Annotated in this window: 16 protein-coding genes and 1 pseudogene; 12 read left to right on the plus strand and 5 right to left on the minus strand. The window is 59.6% G+C overall.

Going from position 1 to position 18,963, the window contains the following annotated elements; genetic code table 11:
• The gene (locus tag JFT66_RS18095) at positions 1–297 is read right to left on the minus strand and encodes a helix-turn-helix transcriptional regulator (protein WP_198859802.1); all 297 of its coding nucleotides are present in this window, start codon (positions 295–297) and stop codon (positions 1–3) included.
• Positions 298–649: 352 nt separating this feature from the next.
• Positions 650–1,840 carry an integrase arm-type DNA-binding domain-containing protein gene (locus JFT66_RS18100; RefSeq protein WP_198859803.1) on the minus strand — a complete coding sequence of 397 codons (1,191 nt, stop codon included), beginning with the start codon at positions 1,838–1,840 and terminating at the stop codon, positions 650–652.
• A gap of 363 nt (positions 1,841–2,203) precedes the next feature.
• Between JFT66_RS18100 and JFT66_RS29835 the strand changes: the two are divergent.
• The 4 genes and pseudogenes from JFT66_RS29835 to JFT66_RS18120 all read left to right on the plus strand — a co-directional run.
• Positions 2,204–2,346 (plus strand): annotated as a pseudogene (locus JFT66_RS29835) (DUF3077 domain-containing protein); the annotation flags it as partial.
• Positions 2,347–2,552: 206 nt separating this feature from the next.
• A complete protein-coding gene (locus tag JFT66_RS18110) occupies positions 2,553–3,896 on the plus strand; it encodes a CHASE2 domain-containing protein (protein WP_198859804.1) in 1,344 nt (447 codons plus the stop codon).
• A 37-nt stretch (positions 3,897–3,933) separates the two neighbouring features.
• A complete protein-coding gene (locus JFT66_RS18115; protein ID WP_034117263.1) occupies positions 3,934–4,299 on the plus strand; it encodes a hypothetical protein in 366 nt (121 codons plus the stop codon).
• 13 nt (positions 4,300–4,312) lie between these two features.
• Positions 4,313–5,890: a M48 family metallopeptidase gene (locus JFT66_RS18120; RefSeq protein ID WP_034117262.1), complete on the plus strand. Its 1,578-nt coding sequence runs from the start codon at positions 4,313–4,315 to the stop codon at positions 5,888–5,890.
• An 85-nt stretch (positions 5,891–5,975) separates the two neighbouring features.
• Here the strand turns inward: JFT66_RS18120 and JFT66_RS18125 are convergent, their stop codons facing one another.
• Positions 5,976–7,262 (minus strand): OprD family porin, encoded by a 1,287-nt coding sequence (locus JFT66_RS18125; RefSeq protein WP_034117261.1) that lies wholly within the window; start codon positions 7,260–7,262, stop codon positions 5,976–5,978.
• Positions 7,263–7,668: 406 nt separating this feature from the next.
• On the opposite strand from JFT66_RS18125, the gene JFT66_RS18130 reads away from it, so the two are divergent.
• Positions 7,669–9,744: a TonB-dependent receptor gene (locus JFT66_RS18130; RefSeq protein ID WP_198859805.1), complete on the plus strand. Its 2,076-nt coding sequence runs from the start codon at positions 7,669–7,671 to the stop codon at positions 9,742–9,744.
• Positions 9,745–9,807: 63 nt separating this feature from the next.
• On the opposite strand, the gene JFT66_RS18135 is transcribed toward JFT66_RS18130, so the two are convergent.
• Both JFT66_RS18135 and aguA read right to left on the minus strand, forming a co-directional pair.
• Positions 9,808–10,023 (minus strand): hypothetical protein, encoded by a 216-nt coding sequence (locus JFT66_RS18135; protein ID WP_034117259.1) that lies wholly within the window; start codon positions 10,021–10,023, stop codon positions 9,808–9,810.
• A gap of 234 nt (positions 10,024–10,257) precedes the next feature.
• Complete coding sequence (aguA, locus tag JFT66_RS18140) at positions 10,258–11,364, minus strand: agmatine deiminase (RefSeq protein ID WP_034117258.1); 1,107 nt, start codon at positions 11,362–11,364, stop codon at positions 10,258–10,260.
• Positions 11,365–11,852: 488 nt separating this feature from the next.
• On the opposite strand from aguA, the gene rfbB reads away from it, so the two are divergent.
• Genes rfbB through JFT66_RS18175 form a run of 7 tightly spaced genes read left to right on the plus strand, consistent with a single transcriptional unit; the run spans position 11,853 to position 18,934 of the window.
• The gene (rfbB, locus tag JFT66_RS18145; protein ID WP_034117257.1) at positions 11,853–12,935 is read left to right on the plus strand and encodes a dTDP-glucose 4,6-dehydratase; all 1,083 of its coding nucleotides are present in this window, start codon (positions 11,853–11,855) and stop codon (positions 12,933–12,935) included.
• Positions 12,932–13,807: a glucose-1-phosphate thymidylyltransferase RfbA gene (gene rfbA, locus JFT66_RS18150; protein ID WP_034117256.1), complete on the plus strand. Its 876-nt coding sequence runs from the start codon at positions 12,932–12,934 to the stop codon at positions 13,805–13,807. Before rfbB ends, rfbA begins: the two co-directional genes overlap by 4 nt.
• Positions 13,804–14,349, plus strand: coding sequence for a dTDP-4-dehydrorhamnose 3,5-epimerase (gene rfbC, locus JFT66_RS18155; RefSeq protein ID WP_034117255.1), 546 nt, complete (start codon positions 13,804–13,806; stop codon positions 14,347–14,349). Before rfbA ends, rfbC begins: the two co-directional genes overlap by 4 nt.
• Positions 14,346–15,227 carry a dTDP-4-dehydrorhamnose reductase gene (gene rfbD, locus JFT66_RS18160; RefSeq protein ID WP_034117254.1) on the plus strand — a complete coding sequence of 294 codons (882 nt, stop codon included), beginning with the start codon at positions 14,346–14,348 and terminating at the stop codon, positions 15,225–15,227. Before rfbC ends, rfbD begins: the two co-directional genes overlap by 4 nt.
• Before the next feature lie 34 nt (positions 15,228–15,261).
• Positions 15,262–17,070 carry a sensor histidine kinase gene (locus tag JFT66_RS18165; RefSeq protein ID WP_034117253.1) on the plus strand — a complete coding sequence of 603 codons (1,809 nt, stop codon included), beginning with the start codon at positions 15,262–15,264 and terminating at the stop codon, positions 17,068–17,070.
• A complete protein-coding gene (locus JFT66_RS18170) occupies positions 17,067–18,452 on the plus strand; it encodes a sigma-54-dependent transcriptional regulator (protein ID WP_034117252.1) in 1,386 nt (461 codons plus the stop codon). Before JFT66_RS18165 ends, JFT66_RS18170 begins: the two co-directional genes overlap by 4 nt.
• A gap of 26 nt (positions 18,453–18,478) precedes the next feature.
• A complete protein-coding gene (locus JFT66_RS18175) occupies positions 18,479–18,934 on the plus strand; it encodes a thioesterase domain-containing protein (RefSeq protein ID WP_198859806.1) in 456 nt (151 codons plus the stop codon).
• Positions 18,935–18,963 lie beyond the last annotated feature (29 nt).

The following is an 18,963-nucleotide window of genomic DNA, read 5'->3' on the forward strand; positions in this document are numbered from 1 at the left end:
TCACACCCCCGACTTAGCTGTACGTGCAGCCATAGCCATTTGCGCAGAGCGACGTACCCCGTCACTCATCGGCTGTCCTTTTGCATACTCGCGAAGGTCGCCAATACGGTATCGAATAGCTTTCGAGCCGACGCGGACATAAGGTGGGCCACCGCCATTGCAGCGATACCATGCGAGAGTGTTGCATTTGAGGCGCAGGTAAGCGGCCGCCTCTTCCGAGGTGGCCAGCGCATCATCAGGTAGTAAGAGAAATGCAGTGAGTTCTACGGGCGTGAGATCAGTATCGATACTAGTCATGGTGGCTCCAGTCACAGGTGTGCAATTGCCCTCAACGCGAAGCGCTACTGAGGACGAGACCTGACTGCCGTGCACTGCACACTAGAACTGATTCCCCCTCAGTCAGCAGGGGAGGAGCCCGGCTATTCTGGCCACCGGGGGCACTTAGGGCCACATTAGTCATCGCCTATGGCCCTCAAGCTGCTCTTTAGGCAACTCAATTACGTCACATGATGCCAAAGGAAATCACAGAAAAACATCAACGTTTCATTCGGAAATCTAATCGTCTATATCGCTTCGAACACCGTGCAGAGACTCAGCGCTTGGGCAAAATGACCTCGCGCAGAGAACACTGCCTAAAACAGCACAGAGACTAGTTTTTGGGCATCGGCGGCCATTCGCCAGCCGTCCAAACCATACCGAGAGCATCAAGAATGTAGGCTGTAGCCTTTTCTTGAAGCGTCCGCAGGTGATCCTGGCTCGGATGCAAATAGCCCATAGTGACTCCGCCACTCGATGCGCTGTGATTCAACAAAAAGCGCAGTTCTGCAATGGGCACGCCGGCTTCTAATGCAAGCGTTGCATAGGTATGTCGTAAAGCATGACCGGTAAGGTCGCCGAGCTCTTTTTGCTTAATCTCGGCAATATGGCCGCTGCGACTATCAGCTGGAAACAACCATGGGCTACGTCGATGCGTTACTCCGTTCATGGTTGTGCGGTGGACGAGCAAGTCACTCAGAGGCTTGGACAAAGGCAAATCAAATGCCCTTGCAGCCCCTCCCTTTGGCCGAGGTACATGAAGAGAGCCGCTGGCCAACAGTTGTTCAGCTTTCGCCTCACAAACTGAAGTCCGCCGCATCCCAGTCAAAATCATGAAAAGGTGTACGTCCCGCCGAATGGGACTTTCCAACGTAAGAACGTTTTTACCCCACGCCTTCAATCGGTCGGCACTAGAGTCCACCTTGCGGCGACGCGCTCCATGGTAATCGACGTTTGCTGTGGGATTTGACGGTAACTCCGGGTGTTCACGCAGGCCACGGTTATAGATAGCGCGAAATACCCGCATAACACTGTCGGCGGTAGCTAATCCGTTTTTGGCAGTGATTGATACATGGCGCTCTCGAACTGCCGTTCGATTTACGCCAATTTCTGCCAATGGTTTGTCGAGCCAATCGGCAAGGTACTCATGACAGTTATACCGATAGCCTTCTTGAGTTCGTACCGAAAGCGCTTTCGCCGAAAGATGCAGACTGAGTGCTTCAGCCAGCGTGATGCCTTGAGCACGGGCTTTCCGTTTTTCTTCATTAGGGTTGGTCCCACTGCGCATATTCACCAACGTGGAACGAGCTAAGTCCCTAGCCTTCTTGGCATCCATTGATGGGTGGCCGCCCAGCTTCACACGGACCTGCTTACCGTTGACTTGAGACTGCACATAGTAGGAGCGCTTCGTGGGGGACACGATCAGGTAGAAGCCCCTCAGCTCCGGGTCGGCGTACAGCGTGCTTTTACCTTTTTCGGGGGTGGGGGCCCGCTCGGTGAGGGACTGGGTGATCTTGGATTTCATGGTGCTGCCTCCGTGGTTCGGGGCCACGGTGTGAACACACTATGTAGCTACACAGTGCCAAATCCACCCACATTAGCCCCTCTGATTTATCTCCATTAAGTCGAGATAAATCAGCCGCGTAAGCGCTTTTCAGCACACTGATTCAAATGATGGCACGACGCATAACGCCCGACTTGTAATCAGTAGGTCCCGGGTTCGACTCCTGGTGCCGGCACCATACAAAACGAAGCCTCCACAGAAATGTGGGGGCTTTGTTGTTTCCGCACGTCCTCTTTTTGTCCACACACTGCAATCCGGGAGCCTCGCGGGGCCGTCCAACCCACCGACGATCTGCGTGGCCAAGACAACGGATGCTTTCTCTCAGCCCAGTTGCTCACAGAAGACGCAGCAATGACGAAGGACACGGACCGCTATGCCTGGGCGTCGCATTATTTGCAGGAGATGAGCAAGGCGTGATTGATGATGTGGTGAAGGTGTTGGAGTCGCCTGGGCATGTTGAGCAATAAAGAAGTCGTGTGGTGCGCGGGCTGACGTCATCGCGGGCAAGCCCGGCTCCCACAGAGGAAAGCCCTGGCCTGAATAGGTCGGGGCTTTTTTGCGATTGGCGACCCACGCGTATGAAAGCCTATGGCACTTAGCCACTTTTCCAATTGACACCCCCTCCCCACTCCGTTAAAACCCCCGCCTTGCTTGCGCTTTTATCGAGACATGGATGTTGTCCAACCCCCCGCTGTTCAAATACCGCCGCTATTGGCTGGCGGTCATCATCGTGTTGCTGGCGATTCTTGATCCTTTCGGCCTGGCCAGTTCCAGCGACAAGGCGTCGGCGCAGTGGCTCAATCGTATGTTCGCCAGCCACTACCCGAGCCTTGGGCAGCAGCGGGTGGCGGTGGTGTTGATTGATGATGCCTACCTGATGCGCAACGACACCGCCTGGCCAATGCCCTACGGCGAGCAGAGCAAGTTGTTCAAGCGTCTGCTGGCGTACAAGCCGCGGGCTGTGTTTGTGGATTTGCTGTACAGCCATGACCACTCGTTGGGCGACCCAGCGCGGGGCAGTCAGTTGCTGGCGAATGTGTTTGAGCGTTATCAGCGCCAGGGCATCCCGCTGTGGTTGGCCAATACCGGGTTGACGCGTGCGGAGGCGGGCCAGGCTAATACGCTGGCGCCTTTTATGCAGGTCAGCCGGCCAGCTCTGGTGGTGTGGGAAGGGGTGGACGACAAGTACCCACTGGCCAAGCAAACACAGGCCGGGCTGATGGAAACCCCCGCCTTGGCGCTGTACCGGGTGTTCTGTGCCACGCAAGATTGCCAGCCGCCGCCGGTGAATGCGCAAAGCGCTGCGCAGCGCCAGCCCATCGCGGTGCAATGGGGGCTGAAGCTGGCAGCGGAACAGGCGCGTATTGCCGATATTCGCCACTGCGCAGCGCCGCGGCATTTTTTGCTGGACGGGGTGGCGCAGTTGTTCCAGGCGGTGTTCTGGAAGCTCGACGACTCGGCCCAGGCGCGATGCCCTTATACGCTGACGTTATCGGCCAGTGACCTGGAGGTCAGCGACCCCAACGACCAAGCCTTGATCGCCGAGTTGCTGCGCGACCGGCTGGTGCTGGTGGGCGCCAATATCGCGTCCACGGGAGACCTGGTGGAGTCGCCAGTACACGGCCAGCTCCCCGGCGTTTACCTGCACGCCATGGCCCTGGATAACCTGATCAATGCAGGCATGGACTACGACCATGAACCGGCCAACTTCCCCCACCTGCCGTTCAACTGGCTGGACCTGCTGGAGCTCGCGCTGCTGGCGTTGATCGCCGTGCTCAAGGCTTTGCACGCACGACGCCTGGCGGGCCATCGCACCTGGAGCCGCTGGCGGCGCCAGGAAATCTGGTTTTTTACCTCGCCGTGCCCGTCGTGGCTGTTGGTGATGTCGATGCTGGCCGCGGTCAGCGTGCTGCTGAGCCTAAATGACATCACCCCGGTCAACGTGCTGGGCATTGTATTGCTGTCGTTGGTGTTGTTCAGCGAGCGGATCGAAGCCTTCTTCGACCGCGATCGCTGAGTGTGCCGCTTTACCATTTGACTCAAGGAACCCAAGGATGAACAGAAGCCTCATCGTCTTGCTCGCCGCCCTCTTCACCCAGGGCGCCTGGGCGCAAACCCACAATATCCAGGCGTTTCTCGCCGACCCGGTGACGGTGCTCGACGAGCAGGGCAAGCAACAGCGTGAGTTGGCGAAAAAGGATGCGCCCACCCAGCCCGTGCCGGTGTTGCAATACAACCAGGCACTGGACTTGGTGCAGGTAGAGCTGGCAGGCCAGAAGGTCTGGCTGGACACCATGGACTTGCGCATCGAACCGCCGCTGAACGTCGTCGACCTGCCCTGCCAGGGCCTGACCAAAAGCCAGGCCAAGGACAGCCGCAACAATTCCACCATTGGTTTTGGTGCCGGTTGCAATCAATAAAAGGAGCGTTACGGTGAAGGGATATCTAGTGGCAGCCAGCTTATTGGCCAGTTCGGTGCTCAGTGGTTGCGCCACCTTGAAGGGCGCGGACCAGGCATTCCTGAACTTGGTGGGACCCTCGACCCAATCCCGGGTCCAGGGCCACTACGTGGACAACACCGACGTGCGCCAGTACTACAAGCTCGACCCACAGCGCCAGAGCCAGCAGCGCCTGAGCTATGACGGGCGAGCGGTGCCGGCTGCCGAGGCGCGCCAGCAGAACCTGGTGGATATCCCGATGCTGCAAGGCTACTTGCAAGGCATTGTCACGCGCTTGTCCAAGGGCTGGCCGGGGGAGTTGCCGCCGCTGCAGGTGAAGATCACCGACAGTTATGGCTTCGGACCTTCGGCGGACCCTTACGGCAACCTGTTCGTGCCGCTGGGCATGCTGGATAACGTTGCCAGCGAAGACGAAATCGCCGCGATGCTTGGCCACGAAATGAGCCATGTGCTGCTGCATCACCATGACCGCATGGCCGCCTTCCAGCAGCAGAAAGACATGTTTACCACTGTCGCCTCCACGGTCGCCTTGGCCACCATGGCTGCCGATACTGGTGTCGACCGCAGTTCCGGGACGATGAAGCTGTTCAGCAAAGACCCGGCAGGTACCCAAAAGACCATCGGTAATACAGTGCTGTACACCGCGCTGGCCAATACATTTTCCGACCAGGTGTGGAGCACCGCCTGGGGCCGCAGCCAGGAAGACCAGGCCGACCTGCTCGGCACCGACTTGATGATCCGCGCCGGTTACGCCCCACGTGCCGCTACCCATAGCCTGGAGCGACTCAACGACTTCCAGGGCAAGCAGAAACCATTGCTCACGGGGTTCCTCACGGCGCGCAAGAATGCCATGCAGGATTCTCTGCAGCAGTTCAATCTCAACCAGTTCACCAAAGAGCTGGACGTGCTGGTCAAGGACGGTCTGACCACCGGCATCACCGCGACCACGCAGTACTTCAACCGCTCGCATATGTCGGCCATGGACCGCGATACCGAGCTGCGCCAGTACTTGCAACGCGAATATCGCCAGGAACGCCGCGCCCGGGTCAACCCGCAAAGCTGGTCGAAAATGAAGAACACACCCCAAGTGGCGAAGGCCTTGCAGGGCTATAAAGACGCGTACTTCGCAATCGATGCCCTGGAGAAAAACAAAGTGCCGGACGCCGAAAGGTTTATCCGCAAGGCCCTGGCGTCGCCGGTCAAGGACCAGCCGAGCATTCGACGCACGGCCTATACCGTGCGCCTGGCCCAGGGCAAAAACAGCGAAGCGCTGAAAGAGTTGCAGGCGATCAAGGACTGGTCCCTGGCCGGCCCGTCCACCTATGACTTGATGATCAGCTACCACCTCAAGCGGGGTGACGGGCAATCGGCACTGGCGATGATCGACAAGGCCGAACGCAATCTGGGCTCGGAAGAACTGTTCATCACCGAAAAGCTGTTGGCCAACCAGCAACTGCAGAATGCACAGCAGGTGCAAACCGTGCTGCGCAAGTGCGAGCAATATCCGACTCGCAAGGAAAACTGCAAGAAGCTCGCACCGGTCAAGGCCTGACATTCAATGCCGCCGCCAGGCATAAAAAAACCCCGAACCAGTCGGGGTTTTTTATTGCCTGGGATCAGGCGCGACGCTCGATCAATTAGAAAACGTTGATCGGGTAGTCGGCGAACAGACGGATTTCGTTACCGCCTACGTTGTAGTTGCTGGCGTTGTTGGAAACGCGCAACCACGAAGCGCGAGCACGCAGGCTCAGGTCTTTGGCTGGGCCGCTCTGTACCACATACTTGAACTGGTTCCAGATTTCACGCTCGGTGCCATCGCCACGGCCGGTGCCGTCGTCGATGTTGGTACCACGCACGTAGGCAATGTTGTAGGTCAGGCCCGGTACGCCGAAGGTGGCGAAGTCGATGCCGTAACCTGCTTGCCAGGAGCGCTCGTCCTTACCGTTGAAGTCGGACCAGTAGGAGTTGGCCAGCAAGATGGTATTGCCGCCGTCGCCGATGCCGCCAGCGTTGCGGTAGCCGCCGTACAGGTAGCCGGTGTCACCGGTGCTGCGCTGGTGAGCGATGGTGAAGCTGTGCGGGCCAACAGCCCACGTGGCGCCCAGGCTCCAGATCTTGTTGTCGCGAGCGTCGGCATCACCTTGGTTTTCCAGGGCGAAGCTGCGGTCGAGCTTGGTTTTATAGCCGTTGAAGTCAAATGTCAGCGACTGTTGTTCTGGCAGGGCCAGCACGTAGTTGACGTTGACGTATTGCTTCTTCAGCACGTCCTGCATGTCGGAGGCGTACAGGGCAGCCGACAGGCTTTCGGTGAATTTGTAGCTACCACCGATGTAGTTGATGCTTTTCAAGCGGCCGCTGTCGCTGCCCTCGGCGCTCTTGCGAGCTTCCTTGGTGAAGTGACCGGCGTCCAGTTGCAGGCCGGCGATCTCTTTGGAAACGATCGAGGTACCCTCGTAGGTTTCCGACAGCAGGCGCGAGTTGTCGTATTGCAGGACCGGCACGGCTGGCATCTGCTGACCGTATTTGATCACGGTGTTGGAGATACGCGCCTTGACGGCTGCGCCGCCTTTGGCCAAGTCGTTGGCGGCTTCGCCACTGTCACCTTGCTTGAAGAAATCGATACCGCCAGCGCCGCTGCGACCTTTACCGCCGTCAAGGCGGATAGCGTATTGCCCGATCACATCCACACCCACACCAACGGTGCCTTGGGTGAAGCCGGACTCGAACTTGCCGATGAAGCCTTGGCCCCATTCGGCTTTGTCCTGCTTGCCGTTTTTGTAGTCACGGCTGATGTAGGCGTTACGTGCGGCGATGTTCAGGTGGCTGTCTTCAACGAAACCCTTGGATTGCTCCTGGTCGTTTGCCATTGCTGCCGATGCGCTCAAAATCCCCAGAGCGATCAGACTCATCCGTTGCTTCAACATTTTCTTATATTCCTTATTACTGGTTGAGTACGCGCTGTGACACCAGGCTCCGTGCTGCTTTTCTGGTGTCGACTTTTCCAGCTAAAAGAAGGCCCGCGGACGACTGAACTGCCGCGGGCCTTTTTTTATTGGATGAGTCATGGCGGTGAGCCACAGGCGTTGGGCGCAATCCTATGCGTGCATTGAACTAAGTGTCAATTTCGTGAATCGTCTGTATTTAGGCGATATTCGTCTAAGCAGCGCTCTAAAGCGCTGCGATGAGAAGCCTTTAATCTCCCCTCCCACCCTTGAAAACACATTAAGTAACAAATCTAACAAGCGACATCTTAGGGAATACATAACACGCGCAAATGCAAAGCATTACCATTTGCGAAATTTCCTGCCAAACCAGTTGGATACACTCCCCATGCTTGCCCCTCGCCTGACGCCCATCTCTCTTGGGTTCTCTGTTTTGCTGTCTACCAGTTTTGCCTGCGCGGTGACGGTGTTGCCCGAAACCTCGATCCGCGCCGAAGCTGACGAAGACGACCCACGGGTCAGGGAGACCAATACCGCTACGCGCACCGCGACCTCCGTACGCTATGTGCCCCAGGCGATCGATTCGGTGAAAACCGAAAGCCTGCGCTCCTACGGCACCAACGACCTGGGCCAGGCGCTAAGCGGCATCCCCAACGTCAGCAGCGGCGCCGACACGCGTTTCGACAGCCTGCGCATACGCGGTTTCGATGCGAGCAATGACTTCTACCTGGATGGCATTCGCGACGACAGCCAGTACGTGCGCGACCTGCATAACATCGAACGCATCGAAGTGCTCAAGGGGCCGGCTGCGGTGCTCTATGGGCGAGGCGGCCAGGGCGGGATCGTCAACCGCGTGAGCAAATTGCCCACGCCGGGCCAGAAGTCGAGCATCGAAGCCCAAGGCGGCAGCAATGATCTGCGCAGCCTGTATGCCGACCTGAGCACCGACCCGACCGACACCCTCAGCCTGCGCCTGAACATGGGCAACCAGGACAACAACAGCTTCCGCGACGGCGTGAGTGGCAACCGCCAGTTGTTTGCACCTTCGATGAGCTGGCAGATCACCCCTGAGCTGAACTGGCTGGTGCAATACGAGTACAGCCGCTACAACCGCACGCCGGACCGTGGTATTCCCGGGGTCAACGGCCGTCCGGCAGATGTGAGTCGCAGCACGACCTATTTTGATAGCGGCGATTACATCGACGATAAATCGCAGTCCCTGCGCTCCAAACTCGCCTACGAGCTCAATGCCAACTGGCAACTGCGCCACACCCTCGGCGTGTTCAAGCTCGACAGCGATTTCGACAATACCTACCAGACCGGCTACGACCCGAAAACCAACACCGTCAGCCGCCAACACTGGCAACAGGACCTGACCACCCGCAATGTGTTCAACAACCTTGAGTTGGAAGGTGGTTTTGATACGTTCGGCCTGGAGCACCGCCTGCTCACCGGTATTGAACTGGGTAGCCAGCGCCGCGATCCGAAGCTGTACTCGGCTCGGGATGGCAAGACTGTGCCGAGCCTGGACCTCAACCAACCCAATCGCCGCCTGAGCCATACCGGGAGCATGCGACTGTCGAGCAACAACCACACCGAAGTCGAAAGTCGCGCCCTGTACGTGCAGGATCAACTGCGCCTGAATGACCAGTGGCAACTCCTCGGCGGGCTGCGTTACGACCGCTTCGAGGTGGACACCACCAGCAAGCTGCTCAACACCCAACAGGACGTGAAGAGCCACAGCACCAGCCCGCGGGTGGGCCTGGTGTGGACGCCCCTGGAGCACCATTCGTTCTATGCCTCATGGAGCAAGACCTTCACACCAGCAGGCGGTGGCCTGATTGGCATCACGCCGAATGCGGCCGGCAGCGTCAACGACCTGAGCCCAGAGCTGACCAAGCAAAAGGAAATCGGCGTGAAGAGCGACTGGCTCGACGACCGCCTGAGCACCACCCTGGCCATCTACGAGTTGGAACTCTACAACCGCCGTACCAGCGACCCGCTGGACCGCACCATTACCCTGCTCACCGGCGAGCAACGGTCACGCGGTGTGGAGCTGACCGTCACGGGCAAGATCGTCGACAACTGGTACGTACGCGGCGGCGTGGGCGTGCAGGACGCCAAGGTCGAGAAGGACAACAATGGCTTTGAAGGCAAACGGATCAGCGATGTGGCCAAGCGCAATGCCAGCCTGTTCATCACCTGGAAGCCTGAGATGGGTTGGTATGCGGAAACCGGTTTGACCCTGGTCGGCGATCGTTACGCCGACAACCTCAACACCGTGGTGCTTGCGGGCTATGGCCGCTGGGACGCACTGGCCGGGTTCCGTCAGAAGGAATGGGACGTCAGCGCGGCGCTGAACAACATCGCCGACAAAAACTACTATGCCTCGGCGACCAGCGCGGCGCAGATCCAGCCGGGAGAGCCGCGTAGCGTGGTCGTCACAGGTACTTACAGTTTCTAATATTCAGCACAGCTCAAATGTGGGAGCAAGCCCGCTCCCACATTTTTTAGATCTGCATAATTTCTAGTTTCTCATTAGTTCACACAGTGCGCGCACCTCATCCTCCGTGAACAACCCCACCGGGTAGCGTTCACTCATCACGCTGCGCCAGTCAGGCGTTTGCCTGATCTGTCGTGAGCCGTTCACCTTCAACCAGCGCGCCAGCGCATGGAGCGCGTCACCGTTGACCCGCACAGGGTGGAACGTGCGCGTGTTCATCAGGTTGATATCGGCATTCATTTCAGCGCTCTCTCCTGCTGCATGAGCGGCTAACTTACTCAAGGTTTGTGACAGAACTGCGCAGTCATCACCTTGGGCCACTGTTACGACAGCGATACAAGAGCTATGCCAATTCCTACTGTTCATTGGCATTCAGGTATAAAAAAGCCCGCGACCTGGTTGGGCCGCGGGCTTGCCGGGAACACTGCAATCGCACAGTGGTCGCTCGCCATCAAGGCGCTGTTACAACAGCACTCAATTTCTGTACGGGGCTGGCTGCTGTTGGGTCAGGCAATGGATATTGCCACCACCCAGTAACAGTTCGCGGCCCGGCACCATCACCACTTCGTGCTGCGGGAACAGGCTCTGCAGGATTTGCTTGGCCTGGTTGTCCAGCGGGTCGTCGAAACTCGGCGCGATGATGCCGCCATTGACGATCAGGAAGTTGACGTAGGAACCGGCCAACCGCACGCTCGGATTACGTTCCTGGCTACCGTCCACCGGGTCGACACCGGCGCACTCTTCCTCAGTGGCATACAGCGGCCCCGGGATCGGCATTTTATGCACGATGAAAGAGCGACCCTTGGCGTCGGTGCTGCGTTGCAGCACGTCCATGGCAGCCTGGCAGCGTGCGTAGTTCGGGTCTTGCGGGTCATCGGTCCAGGCCAGCAACACTTCACCCGGGCGTACGTAGCAGCAGAAGTTATCCACATGGCCGTCGGTTTCGTCATTGAACAGGCCATCCGGCAACCAGATGATCTTATCCACCGCCAGGCAGTCACTGAGCACTGCCTCGATGGCTGAACGATCAAGATGCGGGTTGCGATTGCGGTTCAACAGGCATTCTTCGGTGGTGATCAAGGTCCCTTCGCCATCGACATGAATCGAACCGCCTTCGAGCACGAAGCCTTTGGTGCGGTAACGCGGCGCGCGCTCGATCTCCAGGATCTTGCCGCCCACCTGGGAATCACGGTTCCACGGCGAATACAGACCGCCGTCAAAACCACCCCAGGCATTGAAATCCCAATTCACACCGCGCACTTCGCCACTGCCGTTGATCAGGAAAGTCGGGCCGGTATCGCGGACCCAGGCATCGTCGCTGGACATTTCCACCAGGCGGATATTGGGCACATCGAGGCGGGCACGGGCGTTCTCGTACTGGCCGGCGGAAACCGCCACGGTCACCGGCTCAAAGCGTGCGATGGCCTTGGCCACGGCCACATGGGCTGCCTGCGCCGGCTTACCGCCCAGGCGCCAGTTGTCCGGGCGCTCGGGCCAGATCATCCAGGCTTGGGTCTGGGGCGCCCATTCGGCAGGCATATGAAAGCCATCGGCGCGAGGTGTGCTGTGCAAAGTGGTCATGGCGATCAAGACTCCGAATGGGGTGAAGGGCGACTTTATAACGGATAAAAATCGACTTTAAAAGCATCTATGCAGGCCTGCAGCTAAAAACACCGCAAAATAGCCGATAACAATCGATAACTTGCCGAGGTTCAACCAGCAGCTTTGCGTGTTCCAACTATTAAGGGCAGCATGCGAGCCCTAGAGCCGAACCACAGCCCGGTCATCGCGGCAGATTTTCAGAACAAACCGGCCACAGGCGCTGTCCACAGTGCCGCTCGAGCAGGTATACCGCCTGATCGGGGCTCACTCGTGGGCCAGGTAAACTGGCACGGTGGGTCAACGTGGCTAACGACATTGTGACGATCTTTGTTTTTTCAGGCGTCTACATCGGCATTGTTAAGGGGCGTTAATCATCCCCTTCTGCTCGCGGTGCTTGCGCCGGCCCGATTCACAACTCAAGCTATGCTTCTTTCGCTTAATGTCCGTCTAAGGAAAAGGCCCTCGACATGCGCATTCTCATCACCGGCGGTGCCGGATTTATTGGCTCCGCCCTGATCCGCCACCTGATTCAACACACTGAGCACGAAGTGCTCAACCTGGACAAGCTGACTTACGCCGGCAACCTTGAGTCGCTGACCAGCATCGCGTCCAACAGCCGCTATGAGTTCGTCCAGGCCGATATCATCGACCAGGCCGCCGTCAGCGCCTTGCTCGCACGCTTCAAGCCCGATGCGATCATGCACTTGGCGGCTGAGTCCCATGTCGACCGTTCCATTGACGGTCCGTCGGATTTTATCCAGACCAACATTGTCGGCACCTATAGCCTGCTGGAAGCCACGCGAGCCTATTGGCAGAAGCTGGCCGAACCGGCGAAAAGCGCATTCCGTTTCCACCACATCTCCACTGACGAGGTGTATGGCGACCTGCACGGCGTGGACGACCTCTTCACTGAAACCACGCCTTACGCCCCCAGCTCGCCGTATTCCGCGAGCAAAGCGGCATCCGACCATCTGGTCCGCGCCTGGCAGCGCACCTATGGCTTGCCGGTGCTGCTGACCAACTGCTCGAACAACTACGGGCCGTTCCACTTCCCCGAAAAGTTGATCCCACTGGTTATTCTCAACGCCCTCGCGGGCAAGCCACTGCCGGTGTATGGCGATGGTTTGCAGGTACGCGACTGGCTGTTCGTCGAAGATCACGCTCGTGCGCTGCTCAAAGTAGTGACCACTGGGGTTGTAGGCGAGACCTACAACATCGGCGGCCACAACGAACAGAAGAACATCGACGTGGTGCGGAGCATCTGCGGCCTGTTGGAAGAGCTGGCACCGCAACGCCCAGCCGGCGTGGAAAAATTCGCTGACCTGATCACCTTCGTCAAGGATCGTCCAGGCCACGACCAACGCTACGCCATCGACGCCAGCAAAATCGAACGCGAACTGGGTTGGGTCCCGGAAGAAACCTTTGAGACCGGCCTGCGTAAAACCGTGCAGTGGTACCTCGACAACCTGGAATGGTGCCGCAGGGTCCAAGACGGCAGTTATCAAGGTGAGCGACTGGGCAATACTGACGCGAAGGATCTGATCGCATGATGAAGGGCATTGTATTGGCCGGCGGTTCCGGCACCCGTTTGCACCCTATTACCCTGGGCGTGTCCAAACAGCTGTTGCCGGTGTATGACAAACCGATGATCTACTACCCGATCTCGGTGCTGATGCTGGCGGGGATCAAGGACATCCTGGTGATCTCCACTCCCGCTGACTTGCCGCAATACCGCAACCTGTTGGGCGATGGTAGCCAGTTCGGCGTGCGCTTCAGCTATGCAGAGCAGCCTTCGCCGGATGGCCTTGCCCAGGCGTTCATCATTGGTGAAGAGTTCATCGGCGACGACCCTGTATGCCTGATCCTGGGAGACAACATCTTCCATGGCCAGCATTTCGGCGAACAACTGCGCAACGCAGCTCACCGTCCGTCGGGCGCCACGGTGTTCGGTTACTGGGTCAAAGACCCGGAGCGTTTCGGCGTGATCGATTTCGACAATGAAGGCCGCGCCCTGTCGATCGAAGAAAAGCCGGCAAAGCCTAAATCCAGCTATGCCGTGACCGGTTTGTATTTCTACGACAACGACGTGATCAAGATTGCCAAGGCGGTCAAGCCATCGCCACGCGGGGAGTTGGAAATCACCGACGTCAACAATGCCTACCTCCAGCGCGGCGACCTGCACGTGGAGCGGTTCGGCCGTGGTTTCGCCTGGCTCGACACGGGCACCCATGACAGCCTCTTGGAAGCCTCGACTTACGTACAGACCATCGAGCATCGCCAAGGCCTGAAAGTAGCTTGCCTTGAAGAGATCGCCTACGAGAACGGCTGGATCACTCGTGACTATTTGCTCGAACGGGCCAAATACTTCGGCAAAACCGGCTATGGTCAGTATTTGTACACTCTTGCTGGGAACCGTAAATGAATGTGAGCGCTACTGAGCTGCCCGGCGTATTGGTCATCGAGCCGAAGGTATTTGGCGATGAACGCGGTTTTTTCTACGAGAGCTTTAACGCACGGGATTTTGCCCAGGCCAGCGGCCTGCAACTGCAGTTCGTGCAGGACAACCATTCACGCTCGCAAAAAGGCGTGCTGCGAGGCCTGCACTACCAGGTAGAACACGCCCAGGGGAAACTGGTGCGCGTAACTGCCGGCGAAGTATTGGACGTGGCGGTGGATATCCGCCGCAGTTCGCCTCAGTTCGGCAAATGGGCGAGCGTGCGCCTGTCTGCCGAAAATAACCGCCAACTGTGGATTCCACCGGGCTTTGCCCACGGTTTTCTGGTGCTCAGCGACTACGCTGAGTTCCTCTACAAGACCACGGATTACTACACACCCTCTGCGGAACGTTGCATTCGTTGGGACGACCCTGATCTGAATATAGATTGGCAACTCAAGGGTCCACCGACCTTGTCCGCCAAGGATCAAAACGGCAAAAGCCTGAAAGACGCAGACCTGTTCCCGTGACAGCGCCCCTGAAAATCCTCATTACCGGCCAACACGGCCAAGTCTCCCAGGAGCTGCAACAGCGGCTCCAAGGCCTGGGCGAACTCATCGTCCTGGGCCGCGACCAGCTTGACCTGGCTGACGCTGACCTGATCCGCAAGCAAGTGCGCGCCCATCGCCCCGGTTTGATCATCAATGCGGCAGCCCACACCGCCGTCGATCTGGCCGAGAGCGAACCAGACGCAGCTTTCGCCATCAACGCCATCGCCCCCGGCATCCTCGCCGAGGAAGCCAAGGCGTTGAGCATCCCGCTGATTCACTACTCGACCGACTATGTGTTCGATGGCACTAAACCCGCCCCGTACACCGAAAACGACACGCCAAACCCCTTGGGTGTCTACGGCCAGAGCAAGCTGGCGGGTGAGCAGGCGATTGCAGCTGTAGGCGGCGAGCACCTGATTTTGCGCACCAGCTGGGTGTATTCGAGCCATGGCAAGAATTTCCTGCTGACCATGCAACGCCTGCTGCAGGAAAAACCGCAGATGCGTATCGTCGCCGACCAGATCGGTGCGCCGACCTGGGCCGGGACCATCGCCAACAGCACCCGTGTGCTGATCGAGCAATGGCAAGCCGGCAAGGCCGGGGCTTGGGGTGTCTACCACCTCACCGCCCAGGGTGAAACCTCATGGTTCGGCTTTGCCAAGGCCATTGGCGCGCAGCTGCGGGCCGAGGGAAAAGCCTGCGCCGAACTGGAGCCGATCCCTTCCACTGCTTACCCAACTCCCGCCAAGCGCCCGCTGAACTCGCGCCTGGATTGCACTCGCCTGCAACAGCAATGGCACGTCAGCCAGCCGCAGTGGCAAGACGCATTGCACGAGTGTCTTGCGCAACAGCACTAGGCATAATGCGCCTGTACCCACAGGCGCGACCCCCATGACTCCACCCCTTCCGCGAAGACCCCGCTGGCGCAGCCTTGCCCTGCTGGCATTGTGCCTGGCGCCGCTGCTGTGGCCGCTGGAGCACTTGGCCGAGCGCTACTACCGCAGCGAGTTGGCCGGGCAAAATCGCCAGACCCTCGACCTGTACGTCGCCAACCTGCTGGGCACCCTGCACCGCTACGAAGTGCTGCCGCAGATCCTCGGTGATCTGCCGGCCCTGCGCACTGCGCTGGATGCGCCCCACGTCAGCACCAACCTGGCCAACGCCAACCTGTTGCTCAAGGATGTCGCCACCCAGGCCGGGGTGGAAGTCATGTACCTGATGGACACCACCGGCAAGACCCTCGCCGCGTCCAACTGGGACAAACAAGACAGCTTTGTCGGGCGCAACTTTTCTTTCCGCCCCTATTTCAGCGAAGCCATGGCCGGCCGCCTGGGCCGGTTTTTCGGTTTAGGCACCACCTCGGCCAAGCGCGGTTACTTCTTCGCTGCCGCCGTGCGTGATGGCGACACCATCATCGGCGTGCTGGTGGTGAAGGTCGACCTCGACCACACCGAAAGCCTGTGGGGCAACACCCCGGAACAACTGCTGGTCACTGATCACAACGGCGTGGTAATCCTCACCTCGCGCCCGCAATGGCGATTCCGCGCGACCCGGCCTCTGACCGCCGAAGAACGCCAGGCCATCATTGCCATCCAGCCCTATCCAACCCGCGACCCGCAGCCGCTGAGCCTGAGCAGCACCGCCTGGCTGCGCCAATCCACGGCCATCGCCGAAACCGGCTGGAACGTGGAAATCCTCGCACCACGCTCGCTGATCAACCGTCCGGTACGCACAGTGGTGGCCGTCGGTGGTGCGGCGCTGTTAGTGCTGATGCTGTTGCTGGGATTGATGATGCAGCGCCGCCGACATTACCTGGAACGCATCGCCTTCGAAGCCAAGGCCCGCCGCGAGTTGGAAATGCGCGTGGTGGAGCGTACCAGTGATCTGGAGGGCCTTAACCGGCGCCTGAAACAGGAAGTGCTCGAGCGCGAGCACGCCCAGCAGGAGTTGGTGCGCGCCCAGGACGACCTGGTGCAGGCGGGCAAACTCTCGGCGCTGGGCACCATGTCGGCGAGTATCAGCCATGAACTCAATCAGCCGCTGGCAGCAATTCGCAGCTATGCGGAGAACGCCGAAATCCTGCTCGACCATGAACGCACGACTGATGCGCGCGGCAACCTCAAGCTGATCAGCGAACTGACCGGGCGCATGGCCTCGATCATCGCCCACCTGCGCGCCTTCGCCCGCCGCGACCGCCACGCGCCGGAGAGCGTCGCCCTGCAGCCAGCGCTCGACGACGCCCTGGCGTTGCTGGCCAAACGGCGGCGCTCGATGGAAGTGGAGTTGATCCGCGACCTGCCCGAGGCAACCTTGTGGGTGCAAGCCGGTGAAACCCGCCTGCGCCAAGTGCTGGGTAACCTGCTGGCCAACGCCCTCGACGCCCTCACCGAAAAAGGCCCGCCGCGCAAACTCTGGCTGAGTGCCGAAACCACTGCGCAGGGCGTCAACCTGTACATTCGCGACAACGGCCCGGGCTTTTGCCTGGAAGCCCTGGGCCGCGCCAGCGAGCCGTTCTATACCACCAAGACGCGCACCCAGGGCCTGGGCTTGGGCCTGGCGATCTGCGACACCCTGATGCGTGCCTTTGGCGGCGAACTGCTGTTCGCCAACCACAAGGAAGGCGGCGCGCTGTTAACCTTGAAATTGCGTGCCGGTTTGCCGGGCGTGAGTCTGCAACCGTCCGAGGACCGCAGTGTATGAGTATCGAGAACCAGATTCAGGTGGTGTTGATCGACGATGATCCACACTTGCGTCAGGCCCTGTGCCAGACCCTGGACCTGGCCGGGCTGAAAGTCCTGCCCCTGGGCGAAGCCACCGGCCTCACCGCACGCCTGTCCCGCGACTGGCCGGGGGTGGTGGTCAGCGATATCCGCATGCCCGGCATGGACGGCCTGGAACTGCTGGCCGAACTGCACGGCCAGGACCCAGACCTGCCAGTGTTGCTGATCACCGGTCATGGCGATGTACCGCTGGCGGTGCAGGCCATGCGTGCCGGCGCCTATGACTTCCTCGAAAAGCCCTTCGCCAGCGACGCACTGCTCGACAGCGTACGCCGCGCCCTGGCCCTGCGCCGCCTGGTGCTGGACAACCGCAGCCTGCGCCTGGCGCTCAGTGATCGCCAGCAACTGAGCACGCGCCTGGTGGGCCACTCACCCCAGATGTTGCGCCTGCGCGAGCAAATTGGCGCATTGGCCGCGACCAAAGCCGATGTGCTTATCCTGGGCGAAACCGGTGCTGGCAAGGAGGTTGTCGCCCGTGCGCTGCATGACCTCTCGAGCCGACGCAGTGGTCCATTTGTAGCGATCAATGCCGGGGCGCTCGCCGAGTCAGTGGTGGAAAGCGAGCTGTTCGGCCATGAGCCCGGCGCGTTTACCGGCGCGCAGAAACGCCGCATCGGCAAGTTCGAGTTCGCCAATGGCGGCACACTGTTCCTCGATGAAATCGAAAGCATGAGCCTGGATGTACAGGTTAAGTTGCTGCGGCTGTTGCAGGAACGTGTGGTGGAGCGCTTGGGTGGCAATCAACTGATCCCGTTGGATATCCGCATTATCGCCGCCACCAAGGAAGACCTGCGCCAGGCCGCCGACCAGGGCCGTTTCCGTGCTGACTTGTATTACCGCCTCAATGTCGCGCCCTTGCGCATTCCGCCCCTGCGCGAACGTGGCGAAGATGCGTTGATGCTGTTCCAGCACTTCGCCGACGAGGCCAGCAGCCGCCACGGCCTGCCCCTGCACGAACTGCAACCGGGCCAACGCGCGCTGTTGCTGCGCCACAGCTGGCCGGGCAATGTGCGAGAGCTGCAAAACGCTGCGGAACGTTTCGCCCTGGGCCTCGAGCTGGCGCTGGATAATACGCAAGACAGTCCCGTTGCCAGCGTGTTGACCTCCACGCCCGGCGGCCTGAGCGAGCAAGTCGAACAGTTCGAAAAAAGCCTGATCGCCGCCGAGCTGACCCGCCCACACAGCTCCATGCGCAGCCTCGCCGAAGCCCTGGGCATGCCGCGCAAAACCTTGCATGACAAGTTGCGCAAACACGGCCTGAATTTCGCCGACAGCGCCAGCCACAGCGCCGACGACGAATGAACCCGCTCACCTGCCAAGAGACCGCCATGAGCCGCGATAGCCGTTACCTGGAATCCATCCTTCACCATGACATCCCCCTGACCCGGGAAATGGGCCTAAAGGTGCTCGACTGGCAACAGGGCCAACTGCACCTGCACCTGCCCTTGCAAGCCAATATCAACCACAAGAGCACCATGTTCGGCGGCAGCCTCTACTGCGGCGCGGTGCTGGCGGGCTGGGGCTGGCTGCACCTGACACTGCGTGAAGCAGGCATTGAAGACGGGCACATCGTGATTCAGGAAGGGCAGATCAGTTATCCGCTGCCGGTGACGCAGGATGCGACGGCCATTTGCGCAGCGCCGGAGGAGAAGGTGTGGAAACGCTTTGTGGCGACCTACAAGCGCTATGGGCGGGCGCGGTTGACGCTGCAGACGTGGGTTGTGAATGAGGGCAGTGAAGAGCGCGCAGTAGCCTTCACCGGCCAGTACGTCCTGCACCGCTAGCTGCCGTGACACAAAACAAATGTGGGAGC

The sequence above is a fragment of the Pseudomonas sp. MF6755 genome (genome assembly GCF_016405635.1).
Classification (GTDB): Bacteria; Pseudomonadota; Gammaproteobacteria; order Pseudomonadales; family Pseudomonadaceae; genus Aquipseudomonas; species Aquipseudomonas haemolytica.